The 15,718-nt window shown below is 35.2% G+C and carries 15 protein-coding genes; 2 read left to right on the forward strand and 13 right to left on the reverse strand.

Translation table 11 applies throughout. The annotated features are described in order from the left end of the window. Positions 1-7 precede the first annotated feature (7 nt). On the forward strand, positions 8-664 hold the full coding sequence (locus ABH966_RS14075; RefSeq protein ID WP_370079425.1) for a potassium channel family protein: 657 nt from the start codon (positions 8-10) through the stop codon (positions 662-664). A 117-nt stretch (positions 665-781) separates the two neighbouring features. Here ABH966_RS14075 and ABH966_RS14080 read toward each other — a convergent pair whose 3' ends face one another. From ABH966_RS14080 to mtaB, 8 genes are all read right to left on the reverse strand, one after another. Beyond that, positions 782-1,351, reverse strand: a complete 570-nt coding sequence (locus tag ABH966_RS14080) for a manganese catalase family protein (protein WP_370079427.1) — start codon at positions 1,349-1,351, stop codon at positions 782-784. 84 nt (positions 1,352-1,435) lie between these two features. After that, complete coding sequence (locus ABH966_RS14085) at positions 1,436-1,699, reverse strand: spore coat protein CotJB (RefSeq protein ID WP_370079429.1); 264 nt, start codon at positions 1,697-1,699, stop codon at positions 1,436-1,438. Then, a complete protein-coding gene (locus ABH966_RS14090) occupies positions 1,692-1,919 on the reverse strand; it encodes a spore coat associated protein CotJA (protein ID WP_370079431.1) in 228 nt (75 codons plus the stop codon). Before ABH966_RS14090 ends, ABH966_RS14085 begins: the two co-directional genes overlap by 8 nt. Positions 1,920-2,114: 195 nt before the next feature. After that, positions 2,115-2,600, reverse strand: coding sequence for a DedA family protein (locus ABH966_RS14095; RefSeq protein WP_370079433.1), 486 nt, complete (start codon positions 2,598-2,600; stop codon positions 2,115-2,117). Positions 2,601-3,482: 882 nt separating this feature from the next. After that, positions 3,483-3,677 (reverse strand): hypothetical protein, encoded by a 195-nt coding sequence (locus tag ABH966_RS14100; protein ID WP_370079435.1) that lies wholly within the window; start codon positions 3,675-3,677, stop codon positions 3,483-3,485. An 83-nt stretch (positions 3,678-3,760) separates the two neighbouring features. Continuing rightward, positions 3,761-3,949 (reverse strand): hypothetical protein, encoded by a 189-nt coding sequence (locus ABH966_RS14105; protein WP_370079437.1) that lies wholly within the window; start codon positions 3,947-3,949, stop codon positions 3,761-3,763. Between the two features lie 1,380 nt (positions 3,950-5,329). After that, entirely contained in the window at positions 5,330-6,001 is a 672-nt protein-coding gene (deoC, locus tag ABH966_RS14115; protein WP_370079439.1) for a deoxyribose-phosphate aldolase, read from the reverse strand. Between the two features lie 184 nt (positions 6,002-6,185). Continuing rightward, entirely contained in the window at positions 6,186-7,535 is a 1,350-nt protein-coding gene (mtaB, locus tag ABH966_RS14120; protein ID WP_370079441.1) for a tRNA (N(6)-L-threonylcarbamoyladenosine(37)-C(2))-methylthiotransferase MtaB, read from the reverse strand. Between the two features lie 526 nt (positions 7,536-8,061). Here mtaB and ABH966_RS14125 point away from each other — a divergent pair. Further along, positions 8,062-8,541, forward strand: a complete 480-nt coding sequence (locus ABH966_RS14125) for a hypothetical protein (protein WP_370079443.1) — start codon at positions 8,062-8,064, stop codon at positions 8,539-8,541. Between the two features lie 981 nt (positions 8,542-9,522). Here ABH966_RS14125 and ABH966_RS14130 read toward each other — a convergent pair. From ABH966_RS14130 to prmA, 5 genes are all read right to left on the reverse strand, one after another. Continuing rightward, the gene (locus tag ABH966_RS14130; RefSeq protein WP_370079445.1) at positions 9,523-10,308 is read right to left on the reverse strand and encodes a CsxC family protein; all 786 of its coding nucleotides are present in this window, start codon (positions 10,306-10,308) and stop codon (positions 9,523-9,525) included. A 136-nt stretch (positions 10,309-10,444) separates the two neighbouring features. Then, on the reverse strand, positions 10,445-12,118 hold the full coding sequence (locus tag ABH966_RS14135) for a BC_2427 family protein (protein WP_370079447.1): 1,674 nt from the start codon (positions 12,116-12,118) through the stop codon (positions 10,445-10,447). Positions 12,119-12,732: 614 nt separating this feature from the next. Beyond that, a complete protein-coding gene (locus tag ABH966_RS14140) occupies positions 12,733-13,548 on the reverse strand; it encodes a CsxC family protein (RefSeq protein ID WP_370079449.1) in 816 nt (271 codons plus the stop codon). Between the two features lie 389 nt (positions 13,549-13,937). Beyond that, the gene (locus ABH966_RS14145; protein ID WP_370079451.1) at positions 13,938-14,675 is read right to left on the reverse strand and encodes a 16S rRNA (uracil(1498)-N(3))-methyltransferase; all 738 of its coding nucleotides are present in this window, start codon (positions 14,673-14,675) and stop codon (positions 13,938-13,940) included. A gap of 82 nt (positions 14,676-14,757) precedes the next feature. Continuing rightward, positions 14,758-15,699, reverse strand: a complete 942-nt coding sequence (gene prmA, locus ABH966_RS14150; protein WP_370079453.1) for a 50S ribosomal protein L11 methyltransferase — start codon at positions 15,697-15,699, stop codon at positions 14,758-14,760. Positions 15,700-15,718: the final 19 nt, after the last annotated feature.

The following is a 15,718-nucleotide window of genomic DNA, read 5'->3' on the forward strand; positions in this document are numbered from 1 at the left end:
GAGTACAATGTCTATCAAACAATATGCTGTTATAGGTCTTGGACGGTTTGGAGTAAGCGTAGCACGCAAGTTGTATGAAGCTGGACATGAAGTTTTAGGAATCGATATTAACGAGGAAAGAGTCGAAGATGCCGAACAATATGTTACGCATGCAGTAGTTGCTGATACGACAGAAGAAAAAGCTCTTAACTCCATTGGGATAAGAAATTTCGATTGTGTCATTGTTGCTATAGGTATTGATATGCAATCAAGTATTTTAACGGTCTCCTTATTAAAGGAGCTAGGTATCAAAAAAATAATTGCAAAGGCTCTCGGAAAAAGACATGGACAAGTTTTAGATAAGGTGGGTGCTGAGTGGGTTATTTACCCTGAGAGAGATATGGGGGAACGTGTAGCCAATCAGCTACTTTCACCGAATATGCTAAATTACATTGAATTGTCAAAGGAATACAGTATAGAGGAAATTATGATTCCTTCTAAAATGGCTGGTCATAATCTACGGGATTTAGACATTCGAGCTAAATATAATGTCAGTGTTATTGCCATAGTTCGAGACGGTAATATTACCATTTTACCCTCTCCTGATGAGACTATTAAGGAAAAAGATATATTAGTGATGATTGGGCATAGAAAGGATCTCACTGTATTTTCAAATATTGAATAGAAAAAGGGATCAAAAGAGGCTGCGTCAAAAGGTTTCCCTTGAAACAGCCTGTTATATTTTATCAATTTTGCTTCGGCATAATTGCGCTGACGCTACAGAAAACAATGGCTGAAAAAATTAAAAGACTTTCTTGCTATCCATATCGTCTTTTAAAATCTCTACCGCCTCTCTGAAACGTAGAGAATGGACGATTTCTCGTTCGCGTAAAAATTTTAAGCTATCATTCAAATCTGTGTCATCTGATAAATCAATAATCCATTGATATGTCGCTCGTGCCTTTTCTTCAGCTGCAATATCCTCATACAAATCAGCAATCGGATCCCCTTTGGCCTGAATATAAGTTGCCGTAAACGGTGCTCCAGCTGCATTCTGATAAAATAATGCCCTGTCATGATTGGCATAATGTTCTCCAAGACCTGCCTCTTTAAGCATCTCTGGGGTGGCATCCTTCGTAAGTTTATAAACCATCGTGGCAATCATTTCCAAGTGAGAAAATTCTTCTGTAGCTATATCTGTCAACAAACCCACTACTTTATCAGGAATAGTATAGCGCTGATTCATATATCGAAGTGCCGCTGCTAATTCTCCATCTGCACCACCATACTGCTCAATTAAATACTTAGCTAGCATTGGGTTACATGTACTCACCCTTACTGGATACTGGAGCTTCTTTTCGTAATACCACAAAAAAATTCCTCCTAGTTACTTATAATCAATTATGCCAGGCATAATTGCATCCGGAATCCTACCAAAACATATTTGCTGATAAAGTTAAACTTGCCATGGCCAAGGTGTATCTACCCAATTAAAAGGATAATTTGAATAACTTCTCCCAAAATTCATAAGCGGACCAAATTTTTGCTCAAATGCAACCTTAAGTCGCATGCTTATTTCAGTGTTTTCGTTAAATTGCTGAATAGCATCATAATCGTGAGGATGAGTATCTAAATAAAGATTTAATTCCACTATTACAAAATCAATGGCTTGTATTTCTTCAAGTAGCTTATAAAATTCTGGTGGCATCTCTTTACTCATTCTTCATCCCTCCTTCTTGGGGATTTGGATAGGGGCTAAATAATTGAGGCCATAATGTGCCGGATTTGAGAGCTTCTTGAGGGGTTTGATATTGTGGTAGCCCAGGCGGTTGAAAACTCATATACAATTGGGGCGGTGTAGAAAAACTTTTAACCCTTATAGGTGGACATGGATCGAATGGGCTAATAAAAGGCTTCCAATATTTATATTGAGTGAACATTGTATCCTCCCTTCTGTATTCAATTACATCAGTGGAGTATATGAGGTAGATGAAATTTTTATTCAGAGTGGTGTTATAATCCGGAGGAAGTCACATTACCAAACGAGATTGGTAATCCTTCGCGTACCAAGAACACAAAAGTAGCTCGCATTTCGAAAAACGCGAGCTGTATTTTGTACATATTATTATGCATTTTTATAAAGTTACACCAAGAAAATATCCTATAGAAATAAAAATAATTACCCATGTCAAAGCTCCAAAACAAGCGAAAGCAAGATAAGTCCTAAACTTCATCTGGGTTATTCCAGACATGTAACTTGTTACATGTCTAATACCTGGAACATAATATCCTATAATTATTGTCCATGGTCCAAAACGATGAAACCATCGTTCAACTTTAATGAACCGTTTATCATTGAGACCAATCCATTTTCCATATTTTAATATTATAGGTTTCCCTAATTTATTACCAATTAAATAGCTAATGATCATACCAGTAGATGAGCCAAGAAAACTTAAAAGTATACTCAATAGATAGTTTAAATGCCCCTCTTGACACATAAATCCCACAAACGTCATCAAGATTTCATCGGGAACGGGTAAACCAATTATCCCTAAAGATAAAAGTAAAAATATAGCAAGATATCCATATTGACTTATAAAACTGCTTATGAATTCCACGGATAGTTTCTCCTTTTTTAATACAATTCGTTACTTTTATCAAATATCATATATTACCCCATTTTTGCTAATTAAACAGCGGAATGATTAATCAATTATACCTCGGCATAATTGCAGATGTTAGTACACCCGCTGAAAAAGTAACTTAATTCCGCATCATCTCACCACCTATAGAGGTGGGAGACTTTTGTAGCTGAGTCTTCGCTTTCGCTACCAAAACATTTATTGAAGGAAGTTAAAAAAATGAGAGGTCATTCAGATTAAAATATAATAGTTAACGAATGATTGACCTGTTAATTTTACGATATTTTATGTGATCGATGTTACTAAGTTATGTAAGAAGTCGGTTCGTACCTATACAATGTTCTTATAAAGAAAAAATTTATTAGTCCAATAATAAATTTTACATATAAAAAGCTTGATTATAAAACCATAAAAATTATCATATTCCTTCCTATACATTTTTGCAATTACTCTCAATAATACATCATCTATTTTAAGTTAAAAAGAGGGTTATTGTGAATGAAACAATGACAATAGATCGATTGATTAAATATTTGTCATAAATCACTTAAGGAAATTGATGAACTTGCTCAAGTATTAGGGGGATTTTAATTGTGGGGGTAAAAGGGGTTTTTAAATTCTAAATGTATATGGGGCTAGTCCATAACGAACAGCCTCGTAACTTACTTATAAGTATTTTTCATTACTATTAATAATTAGAATCTGTAGTTTTGGTTTAATGCAAACTCAATAGATAATGGGGTGTAATTCCTTTATTTTAACTTCTATATGTATTTTTTAATAATGCAAAATAATGTATTAAGTAGTGGGCTAATAAAATACGGCGAGCGTGTGTACAGGAATAGGTGAAACAACTCTTCAGTCTTTAGTTATTTGCCGTTTCCTATAAACAATCAAAGCAATAATCGCAAGAATTAAAACTAAAATACTAGAAGTCAAAAAGAATAAAGATAAAGCTCTCTTTTCTCCCCAGTTGTTAAACGCTTGCGAAAAACCGACAAAAATCATCAAAAAGGATAGCACCAATTGAAACTTTGAAACATCTTTATACAATAGAATACCTCCCTTCTTATGTTAATTTCACCATTACGTAAGGTATAAAATGCAAATTTGAGTTTTAGAATATGCCCTTATATTTACTTATTCAAGTTCTTTTTAAGTAATTTATTATTGGAGATAGCAACTTCTATTAAGCCAATCATACATATTGCTAAAAATAATATAGACCAATTGATTTTTCCAACTACTAAAAGCGTATAGATAACATCAATTACACAGTATAATAATATAATGCTAGCAATAACTATCCCTTTTTTATTTTTCATCTTTCCACCACTTTCTCTTTCACACGATACTAAGTCAAAATATACCGACTTAATTATACATTAATTAGCTAATTTTTGTATTATTAAACAATTTTTCATAACAGCCATTTTTTATTTGGGCATCCACAAAAAAACACCTGCCGTAGCAAGTGCTTATTTTATTATTCATCTTTATTCGCATTTTGCTGGGATTCCATTTCTTTACGTTTTTGTTCTTCTTCCAATTATTTTTTCTACCACTTCTGACAGAAACTCAAAAAAACAGGCACTCACCTAACTTTCTGACAGTTTTTTTAAAATCAGTAACAAGACACATCCTCTTACATGACGTATATTGTCAAGGGGGTTATGATATTGAGTATATTTTTTTGTTTTTTGATATGATGGTTATAATGTGATAATTCAAAGTCGAAATACTATAGGTATATTAAAAAAACAGGCAAAGTGAATAACTTTGCCTGTTTTTATTAAAATCTATATGGTATTTAAACGTTAACCAGAGTGGAGTTTGATAGATTCTTATACTGACATTAAAAGTAGCAATTGCAAATTTGGTGACTATTTATATAGTCCAAAACAACAGAAAGCGGTACTGAATTATCAATAAAATAAACATACAGATAGTTGCTACCAATATAGCATTCCATATTTTTCTTTTTCGGCTAACTTGCTTATCCCTAAATGATCTTAAAATAGGGATAGTTAAAATTACCATGCCAATAGAAAAAATAGCATTGATTATTAGGTGTATCCTAAAATCTCCAATTGGAGAGGTCATATAATTCGGGTGATACAGTCACCTTTTCTGGTACAGATACTACAAATAATTACGTAAATTTCACAATAGCTTACCCATATTGTAGTATTTTTAAGTCTCAATACTTCTCTTAAAACTTTTACAGATGTAGTAAGTACTTTAAGCCAGATATTAGTTTTTAAACGATTATATTATCGATACGCATAAAAAAAGCCCAGGCTCAAAATTAATTGAGTACCTGGGCTTTGTCATTGGTGTGTTCATTTGTTTGTTTACAATGACATTGATAGATCACTACATTATTCTCAACAAAAACTGAACATTTCTATTTAACTCGTCTTTGTTGAATCGTAATATACAACCCAATTAAATGATTAGTCGTCATTGGGGATGCACAATTTTCAAAAGGCTTTATCAAAAACAAATTTAAATACAACGTTGGGAGCATATCGAAATTCAATCTAACATAACACTCCTAAAATGATTTATGAAATATATGGTCATGTTCTAAAAGAAATGGAAGAGGCATCCGTAGCGGCATTTAGTCAAACTTTAAATGAAAGTGGGGCTAGTTCCTAACGAACAGCCCCGTAACACTTACTATATAAGGATTTTCATTACTATTAATAATTAGAATCTGCAATTAATCCGTTCATAATAGCAACACCAGAGCTTGCTCCAATACGAGTTGCTCCAGCCTCAATCATCTTTTTCATATCCTCTAAGCTTCGTACACCACCAGAGGCTTTTACACCTAAATCTGGGCCAACTGTTTTACGCATTAATGCAATATCTTCTGCTGTTGCGCCCCCAGTAGAAAAACCAGTTGATGTTTTCACATAATCAGCACCCGCTGCCACAGCTAGCTCACATGCTTTTACTTTTTCTTCGTCAGTTAAAAGGCAAGATTCAATAATTACTTTTACAAGTGCATTGCCTTCAGCCGCTTCAACAACTGCAGCGATATCTGCTTGCACAAGGTCATAGTTTTGATCCTTTAAAGCACCGATATTTATAACCATGTCTACCTCTTTAGCACCGTTAGCAATCGCATCTTTCGCCTCGAATGCTTTAACAGCTGGCGTGTTAGCGCCTAAAGGGAAGCCAATTACTGTACAAACTAAGACCTCTGAGCCTTGTAAAAGCTCGCTGCTATAATTTACCCAAGTTGGATTTACACAAACAGAAGCAAAGTTAAATTGTTTTGCCTCTGCACACAGTTTTTCGATTTGCTCTTTTGTTGCTTCAGCCTTTAATAATGTGTGATCAATCATACGCGCGAAATTTTGTTCCATTTTTATTAAACTCTCCTCTATCAACAAGTTGTACGTACCTCTTTGGCATCATAACATTTTTTAACGTTGCCGTCTAATTTCTTTTATAGTTAGGCGATTTCTATAAGAGTGATATCATTAATCAAAAATAAAGTAAAACACCGTCCAAAGTTCGAACGGTGTTTCTCTTCATATTTACTCTATTTTATTTTACAATTTCTAAAACACGAACAAATTGCCCTTTAGAATGTGGATATCCAGCTTGAGTAATTTTCACCTTCACAAGCTGACCGATTAGGCTTTCAGGACCTTCAAAGACTACTTTTAAGTAATTATCTGTATAACCTGTTAAAAGCCCTTCCTCATCGCTTCCATCATGCACGAATTCTTCAGGAATTACTTCTAGTACTTGATCTTCAAAGCGAGAAGCATATTCCTTTGCTAATTGGTCATTTAATGCGATTAATCGGTGAACACGTTCGTTTTTAATGTCCTCGTCAATTTGGTCCTCCATGCGCGCTGCTGGTGTACCTGTACGTGGAGAGAACGGGAATACGTGTAATTCAGAAAACTTATGATCACGTATAAAGTTATATGTTTCCATGAACTCTTCCTCAGTTTCTCCTGGGAAACCTACGATTACATCAGAAGTGACAGCTAAGTCTGGTAACGCTTCATGTAGTTTAGTTAAGCGTTCACCGAAGAACTCCATTGTATACTTACGACGCATACGTTTTAAAACTGTATCAGAGCCAGATTGGATTGGAATGTGTAAGTGATTAACAACGATTTTTGATTCACGTAAAACTTCAATCACTTCATCTGTTAATTGACTTGCCTCAATCGAAGAAATACGAAGACGTTTTAAGCCTTTCACATTTGCCTCTAAATCACGTAGTAGCTGAGCTAAATTGTAATCTTTTAAGTCTTGTCCATAGCCACCTGTATGAATACCAGTTAGAACAATTTCAAGATACCCCGCATCCACTAGTTGTTGGGCTTGGTTCAATACTTCTTGAGGATCTCGAGAGCGCATTAACCCACGTGCCCATGGAATAATACAAAACGTACAGAAGTTATTACAACCTTCTTGTATTTTTAAAGATGCACGTGTACGGTCTGTAAATGCAGGCACATCTAATTCTTCATAAACACGATTTTTCATAATGTTGCGTACAGCATTAATCGGTTGGCGTTCAGTAAGATATTGGTCTATGTAGCCAAGTAATTTTGTACGATCCTGTGTTCCTACAACAATGTCAACACCAGGAATCGCCATAATTTCAGCTGGAGATGTTTGAGCGTAACATCCAGTTACACAAATGACAGCGTCTGGGTTTTGACGAATAGCTCGACGGATAACTTGACGGGATTTTTTATCCCCTGTATTTGTTACTGTACATGTATTAATGACATAAACGTCTGCTTGACGATCAAATTCTGTACGTTCATAGCCTTCTTCTTTAAATAGTTGCCAAATTGCTTCTGTTTCATAATGATTTACTTTACAACCTAATGTATATAGAGCTAGGGTTTTAGGAAGCGTTTCACTCATAATATATTTCATCCTTTCAAGATTGCATTACATTTTGTTTCTTAACTTTTAATTATTATTTGATGTCCATAATTTAGATACGTGAACTATAATAACACAAACCTTTTGAAATCAGTACTTTTAAGATACTTTTTTGTGACTGACCAGGTTCTATTCATGGAGAAAGGCACTCATTGTTAAAAAATGAGTGCCTTTCTTTCATCTCTCCAAACTCAAATATTACTTGCATAACCTATTTCTTTATAAATATATGGAAATTATATATAATTAATGGTAATATTTTCTACTGATGTTAATTCCATTTTTTAAAAAGCTTCGTAATATTTTGTAAAGGAATGGGGGTCTTTAGTGAAAAAAACTATTTTAATTAGAATATTGGCATTTATAGCCTTATTACTAATACTTTTTTCGGACGGGATACAATCTCGTGATTTTTTTTATCTTTTAATTGCCGTTTTTTTCATTGGTGTTCCGTGGTACAAGTTTTTCAAAAAAAAATAAATTTAAGATTCAGGAGGAATTGTAAATGAAGAAAAAATTAATCTTTTTGGTAATGGTTATGTTTTTAGCATTACAACCCCTATCCGCAAATTTAGATGGAGCTTTAGCTAAAGAAGACGATGTGAATAACAATAACGATTGTGGCTGTTCACAAAAAGTACCTTTACAAATGGAAAAAGCAGGTTTTTTAAATAATAATTTAGTAATAAACGATGTAAAAGAAGATTTAGATATAGCGGAGAAGTTTAATCATAGTGAGTACAATAAAGATGATTTCGATTGGAAAAATACTGAATTCATGGATTTCGGCAAAGATAAAGATGGTTTAATGATACCTTATAAGCAGAACAATGAAAACCTTGATATTCGTTTATTGACTGCTTATGATAAAACATCTGGTGAAGTTAGTGATGATTTTATTATCATGAAATCAGTTCTTAATATCGAAAATAAGGAAATTGAAGTTACCTATTCAACATTAAATGACGAAAAAGTGGTTGCATGACTCTTGATGTAGGTACAAATGAAGTTATTGACAGAACAATATACAACGAGGTATCTCCATATGATAGTGGTCAAACAGGTTATTGGAGCGATACTTGGGATTGTTTAAAATATGCTGGAATAATGCTGGTGAACTTAGGAAAGAATTATGTTCCGCTGCTTGTCTCTCTGTAATATTTGGCGGAAATATTGTAAGTGTGGTAGCTTGTGCTAGTTGTTTAGGCGCTCAAGCTATGACATGCCTTATTCATTAACAATTAAATAAAGATTAATTATCTTTCCCCTCCATATATTTAGGAGGGGATTTTTATTTATAAACAAATAGAAACCAACAATCGGTTCTATACCTTAACACCATGGCTGTGATTAAGGCATTACAATAGGCCGGGACTTTTCTGTATAAAATAGATTAGCCAATCCAAATTTTACTTGAATTGGCTTTCTCATTTGGGAAATGGTCAACCTAGAGTATGGAAACTCACGATTTTCGGTCGCTCGTTACTCATAATATATATCATCCTTTCAAGAGTACACTACAATAAATAAAATTATTAACGTGTCTTATAATAGCACAAATAAAGATAATGAGCTTAGCTTTTTGGCTAAGCTTATTTTTTTGAATAAAAAAACAGGCACCGTAGTATCGAGTACCTGCTTGTTAATAGGTCGTTCCACTAAAACCAAAAACAGCTATTTTATCCATCTTAATCCATTTATTTTAATTAAGACACCTGCTATTCCCCTCATCATTTTACAACTCTCTAGCTTCTCCCAATAAACCCTCGAAAGAAATCAATTTCTTTGGTTATAAAATTGTAAAAAGGCAGTTGAAAATTAGATTCAACCTAACTTTCAACTGCCTACTCAAATATTGGATTTTTATCAGTGCCAAATTAATATTACATGGTTAATTTTTCGATTACATTTTTTTGCAGTAAACTGCCTTTTTTCTTTGTTCTGCTCCCCTAAAAACTAGAGATTATCAAGGACTAGTAGGAGGAGTAAGTCCGAAAAGATTAGGAGTTATTACATTAGTGCCAGCTCCAAGGCGGACTTGTTGAACTTGCAGTACTTTTACAGTAAGCTCCAGCACGATTTTTTCACGTAATGTGCTGAAAGTGCCTTCTGGTGCTGCCATTTTTGGTGAGAAATCAAGTTCAAAGAAGTTTGCAGCTACTAACTCGCCAAATGGTTGTTCATTGTATTTAACGAGGTTTTGGAAGAAAGCCTTATCCAATCGAGCATCCATTTGCGTTTTTTCATTAAGGAAGTTCGCTTCGGCAAACTCGGAAATTCCTAAGATCGGAGTAGGGCCTCCAGGTGTTTGTGGGAAAGTAAGGTCTGTAAAGCCAGAAAACGGAACATCAGCAATTCTATCACGAAGCGCCCCATTGCATGCTGATGAAGCATATTCTATATTTTTGCGAATATGTCCCGCTACAAATAACTTAGCTCTTGTTACCGCAAAAAAGTCAGTGTTGTCAACACGTGTAAAAGCAACCGGTACTAATTTAACTTGATTTAAGAATACATTTTTTTTCACTCTTTTGATTTCAGTTGCTGCAGGAGTGAGCGTAATATCCGACTCCACAACGATTTGAAGTGTTGGTTCTGAAAGTACCACTGGAACTTTAATAGTTGGAGCCGTAACCGGTGTAGCGACTACTGGGGTAGTAGCACTAGTTAATGGCATTTGTTCAGTTGATGCCACTGGACAAGGTTCGACTTTACTAACGTGATTAACTTGATTATCTAATTGATCACTCAAAATGTTCCCTCTTTTCATTTTTTTTATGAGAATACTCATATCGCTAGAATATGTAGGGAATTAATCCATACATGGACATATACACTAGTTTTTTAAAAAAGAGTTTTTTAAACAGAGATATTAGTTCAAATATCCTTTAGAACTTTGGCACTCGAATTTTCTGTGCTTGTAGTAAATGAATGATTATTTCTAATACTATGTTTTGACACATTTGATTTGAATGAATTAATGACCCATTTTGTGCAGGTACTGCATTCCCAGTGTGAGATGCTGTATATTCAATACTCTGATGAATATAACCTTCAATAAATAAATTCCCCCTCAATGCTGAACATGTCCCATTACCTAATGATTGAGAAAACTGAGTAGGAACGAATCTACAATTGGTTAATACTACCTCATTCGAGATATCTTTAACTTCCACAATGCCTTTTTCAAATACGATATTCTCTTCAAGGCCTATTTCTATTTTATATTCCCCTACTACAACTGGAGCTCTAATGTGCATAAAGTCATCGGAACCGTAAGAGTGATGATTGGTTTCTCCTTTATTAATTGATTGTGTGTTATGTAAGGAAACTACAACTGATTTAGCCTGATTACCCTTCAGATTATTTTTATCATAAGTATCAGTTTTCGTTAAAAATACAATTTGATTAATTTTTGAGTGAACCAACCGACAATCAGGTTGTTCAGGATAATCCGTTGTAGTACTAAATAGTTTGGTTTCAAATTGCGGAGTAAGATGATTGTCTGGATCAAGAAAATCAAATGTATTTTTAACAATCTCACCACAGATAGGAGCATGAAGAAAATCATCAATTTCTACGTGAGTAGAGAATGGGCTTTTTTGGGTTTTAGAATATACTTTTCCTTGTACTGACTCAGGAAATGCATTAACACGATCTGTAAAATTGTTATTCTCCATCTCTTCTGTATCAATAAGACATATTATTTTCTTTCCAACATCAGATTTAGAAGGACTGCAAATTTCACGTTTAGAGTCTAGTTGGGGTGCAAAATCCTGTTCTTCTACAGGCTTGGTTTCTTCTCCATCTTCTAAATCAAGGGGATCATTCATTTCATCCCCTATATTAGTTTCAGAAGGAATGAGTAGTTCACAATCGGAATCTAGATGAGATGCAAAATCCTGTTCTTCCACAGGCTTGGTTTCTTCTGCAACGTTTGAATCAAGGGGATCATTCATTTCATCCCCTACATTAGTTTCACAAGGAATGAGTAGTTCACGATCGGAATCTAGACAAGCTACAAAATTCTGCTCTTCCTCTAGCTTGGTTTCATCTGTTTCTTCTGAATCAAGGGGATCATTCATTTCACTCCCCACATTCGTTTCAAAAGGAATAAGTAGTTCACGAGAATCTAAATGGGCTACAGAATTTTGTTCTTCCACAGGCTTGGTTTCATCTACATCGGCTGTATCAAGAGGATCATTCATTTCATCCCCTACATTAGTTTCAGAAGGAATGAGTAGTTCACAATTAGAATCTAGATGAGATGCATATTTCTGTTCTTCCACAGGCTTGGTTTCATCTACATCGGCTGTATCAAGAAGATCATTCATTTCATCCCCTACATTAATTTCACAAGGAATGAGTAGTTCATAATTGGAATCTAAATGTGATGCAAGGCTGGTTTCATTTTCTATATCAAAGAGATCATTTATAAAATCGGAATAAGGAGAATTTTGTTGCGATGCTTGATCCATTTCGCTGGGTTCAATTTGACAATTATATTTTTGTTCGGAACTTATCTCTTTCATCACTTTATAGTTAATCCATGGAGTTTGCATTAGTTCACTCCCAAATAATGTTTTTGATAAATATTGTGCAACATTTGATCCGTAAAATCCTACGATAGAGAGACATGTTCAAAATCATTTTCTTCAGGCAAAACTCACGAAGTAACCTGTTTTCATTTACTTACGTTGCCATGATGAATAGGGATTGGTAAAAAACTGCCATTTCCATTTTCTCTAATGTTTGATAACAGCTAAACACTTTTTCTTCTATTTTTGCTCGAATATATGATAGATGTGTATAGCTTTTAATGAATGCCCCTTTTTCGAATATTGTCAAACAACATCACTATGAGCTACTTTTATTTTGATCTAAGTGTTGCACTTATAATTACAATCCATATTATGCTTTATTTTCACTTTTGTCACAGAGTACTTTCCAAATCTCAGGTAGCAATTAAGATCCCATGTGTTTGAGAGACGATAGCACCCAAAATTTTATCTATCCACTATTTTGTTTTCAACTCAATTATTTAATAGCATTCTTTTAATACAAAAAGCAGTTGAAAGTTCGATTTAACCGAACTTTCAACTGCCAACTTAAATTTTAGATTTTTTCAGTGCCCTCGAAATACCCTTTCTCTGTTATACTCCCCTAAAAACTGAGATTAACAACTAGGATTAGAAGGAGGAGTAGGTGGAGTAATAACCGGACTAACTGGAGGAGTAAGCCCTGTAAGAATAGGAGTTATAACATTAGTGCCAGCTCCAAGGCGAATTTGTTGAACTTGCAATACTTTTACAGTAAGCTCTAGCACGATTTTTTCACGTAATGTGTCGAAAGTGCCTTCTGGTGCTGCCATAACCGGTGAAAAATCAAGTTCAAAGAAGTTTGCAGCTACTAACTCGCCAAATGGTTGTTCATTGTATTTAACTAGATTTTGGAAGAATGCTTTATCCAATCGAGCATCCATTTGCGTAGTTTCATTAAGGAAGTTCGCTTCTGCAAACTCAGAAATCCCTAAAATCGGAGTAGGGCCCCCTACTGTTTGTGGGAAAGTAAGGTCTGTAAAACCAGAAAAAGGAACATCGGCAATTCTATCTTGGAGTGCCGCGTTACATGCTGCTGTAGCATATTCTATATTTTTGCGAATATTTCCCGCTACAAATAATTTAGCTCTTGTTACCCTAAAAAAGTCAGTGCCAGCAATACGTGCAAAAGCAACTGGTACTAGTTTTACTTGATTCAGGAATACATTTTTTTTCACTCTTTTGATTTCAGTTGCTGCAGGTGTAAGCGTAATATCTGCCTCCACAGCAATTTGCAATGTTGGTTCTGCAAGTACAACTGGAATTTTAATAGTTGGAGTCGTTAACGGTGTAGCGACTACTGGAGTAGTAGCAGTATTTAATGGTATTTGTTCTGTTGATGTTACTGGACAAGGTTCGACTTGATTTACTTGAATATCTGATTGATCACTCAAAGAAATTCCCTCTTTTCATTTTTTTAGTATTAGGGAGCGCTCTATATTAGAATATGAAGCACTTAAAACTATACATGGACTTGTATACTAGTTTTTTACTTTTAATCGAAATGAGATTTTTGAGTTGAGCATTGTTTTATCTTACTTGTGTTTTAAAGCTTTTCTTTTAAAAATCGAACCTATTCTAACGAGTTTATTTGGTCTACAATGCAAAAGAGCCGATTCAAATTTTTTGAATCAGCTCTTTTTGTTAGGATTAAGTCATTGATTGTGATTTTCGCTTATTCCTTCAAACCTTGCCACGACTGCACTTACACGTAATTATATTGCAGTTTACCCATGCACAGCTATTGCGTGAAAAGCCTCTTTTGACAAGGCTAAATCTTATTTCATTCAAATTCATAAGAGATTGCAGACAGTGCATAGAGTGGTGCCGTTTCTGCTCGTAAAATTCGAGGTCCTAATGACATCGTTTGGGCACCGGCTTGAAGCAGGGCATCTGCTTCTTTTCTAGCAATGCCTCCTTCTGGACCAAAGATAATAAGAATTGATTTCGACTTCTTGTCATACACATTTTTTAACTTCTCCGAAAATCTTGTGCGTCGTTCTGCTTTTGCATCCTCTTCATCTGCTATAAAAACGGCGTCGAATTTGCCAACTTGTTCTACTAGCTGTTTAAAAGAGATTGGTTCATAAATTTCCGGGATATGTGTACGATGGGATTGCTCAGCTGCTTCTTTAGCAATTTTTTGTAGACGCTCTTGCTTTTTGGCACCCTTCTTTTTATCCCATTTAACGATGGAACGCTCCGCTTCAAAAGGCAACAAGGCAAACATTCCAAGCTCTGTTGCCTTTTGTGTAATAAGTTCTAGTTTATCGCCCTTTGGCAAACCACATGCCACTGTTACATTTACAGGTAACTCCGGAGAAGGAATAATTTCACCTGTAGTTTGAACGTATACTTCATCTGCTTCGAAGGCTTCAATTTCACATATATGGGCGGTATTTTGTGCAACTACAACGATTTTGTCGCCTTCTTTCATACGCATTACTCGTTCAATATGTCGCGCATCCTCTCCGCTAATACGTGCTTCCTCAATGGTCGTCTCAATAAAATAGCGTTGCATGTTACCATACTCCTTTATAGCAAGAAGAGAAAACGCCAAATCGCCAGCACTCGGCTCACGATTTGGCGCTTCCTCAATCAATTTATTGTGGTCGACGGGCAATGATCGCTACCCAATCTTCCATTAGTAATACTTCTTCGATTACAAATCCTGAAGCTTCTAGTGCTACTTTTACATCATCACGTTTCGCGCCAATGATGCCTGAAGTGACATATAATCCACCCGGTTTAACAACTGAAAATGCATCGTCAGTAAAGGACATAATAATTTCTGCTAAAATATTAGCCACAACGACATCAGCTGGTTCCTTAACTGTATCCAATAGATTTCCATGGAATACAGATACTTTATCATCTACTTTGTTTAATGCAGCATTTTCTTGTGCTGAACGTACAGCTACTTCGTCTAAATCAAGTGCATGTACGCTCTTAGCTCCTAGTAAGGCTGCACCAATTGATAGAACGCCTGAACCCGTCCCGATATCGATAACTGTATCGCCCTCTTTTACGACCTTCTCAAGCCCTTGTAAGCACATAACAGTTGTAGGGTGTGTTCCTGTACCGAAAGCCATACCAGGATCTAATTCAATAATTAATTCATCTGTTGATACTGGTACATATTCTTCCCATGTTGGCACAATTGTAAAGCGTTCAGAAATTTTTACAGGATGATAGTATTGCTTCCATGCTGTTGCCCAGTCTTCCTCGTTCACTTCCACAATCGATACAACATTTTCACCAATATCGATGTTGAAGTTCGTTAGATTTGTTATAGCCGCCTTAATTTCTTCGACTGTTTCATTTAAAAAACTAGACTCCGATAAGTAAGCCTTAACAATAACACCATCTCTCGGAAAATCCGCTTCATTTAACGCATAAATTTCACCATACTGATCCTCTCGTGGCTTCGCAAATTCTGCAGAATCCTCAATAACCACACCACTTGCCCCTGCTTCATGCAAAATATTCGAAATTGCTTCTACCGCTTCATTTTTTGTATGAATGGATAATTCTGACCACTTCACGTAGCTCTTCAGCTCCTCT

This window comes from Lysinibacillus sp. RC46, assembly GCF_041262385.1.
GTDB lineage: Bacteria > Bacillota > Bacilli > Bacillales_A > Planococcaceae > Lysinibacillus.

Coding starts and splice junctions, on each gene's coding strand:
- ABH966_RS14075 (WP_370079425.1), top strand. CDS start 8: ATGTCTATCAAACAATATGCTGTTATAGGTCTTGGACGGTTTGGAGTA.
- ABH966_RS14085 (WP_370079429.1), bottom strand. CDS start 1,699: ATGAGTAAAGAGATGCCACCAGAATTTTATAAGCTACTTGAAGAAATA.
- ABH966_RS14090 (WP_370079431.1), bottom strand. CDS start 1,919: ATGTTCACTCAATATAAATATTGGAAGCCTTTTATTAGCCCATTCGAT.
- ABH966_RS14105 (WP_370079437.1), bottom strand. CDS start 3,949: ATGAAAAATAAAAAAGGGATAGTTATTGCTAGCATTATATTATTATAC.
- deoC (WP_370079439.1), bottom strand. CDS start 6,001: ATGGAACAAAATTTCGCGCGTATGATTGATCACACATTATTAAAGGCT.
- mtaB (WP_370079441.1), bottom strand. CDS start 7,535: ATGAGTGAAACGCTTCCTAAAACCCTAGCTCTATATACATTAGGTTGT.
- ABH966_RS14125 (WP_370079443.1), top strand. CDS start 8,062: ATGAAGAAAAAATTAATCTTTTTGGTAATGGTTATGTTTTTAGCATTA.
- ABH966_RS14135 (WP_370079447.1), bottom strand. CDS start 12,118: ATGCAAACTCCATGGATTAACTATAAAGTGATGAAAGAGATAAGTTCC.
- ABH966_RS14145 (WP_370079451.1), bottom strand. CDS start 14,675: ATGCAACGCTATTTTATTGAGACGACCATTGAGGAAGCACGTATTAGC.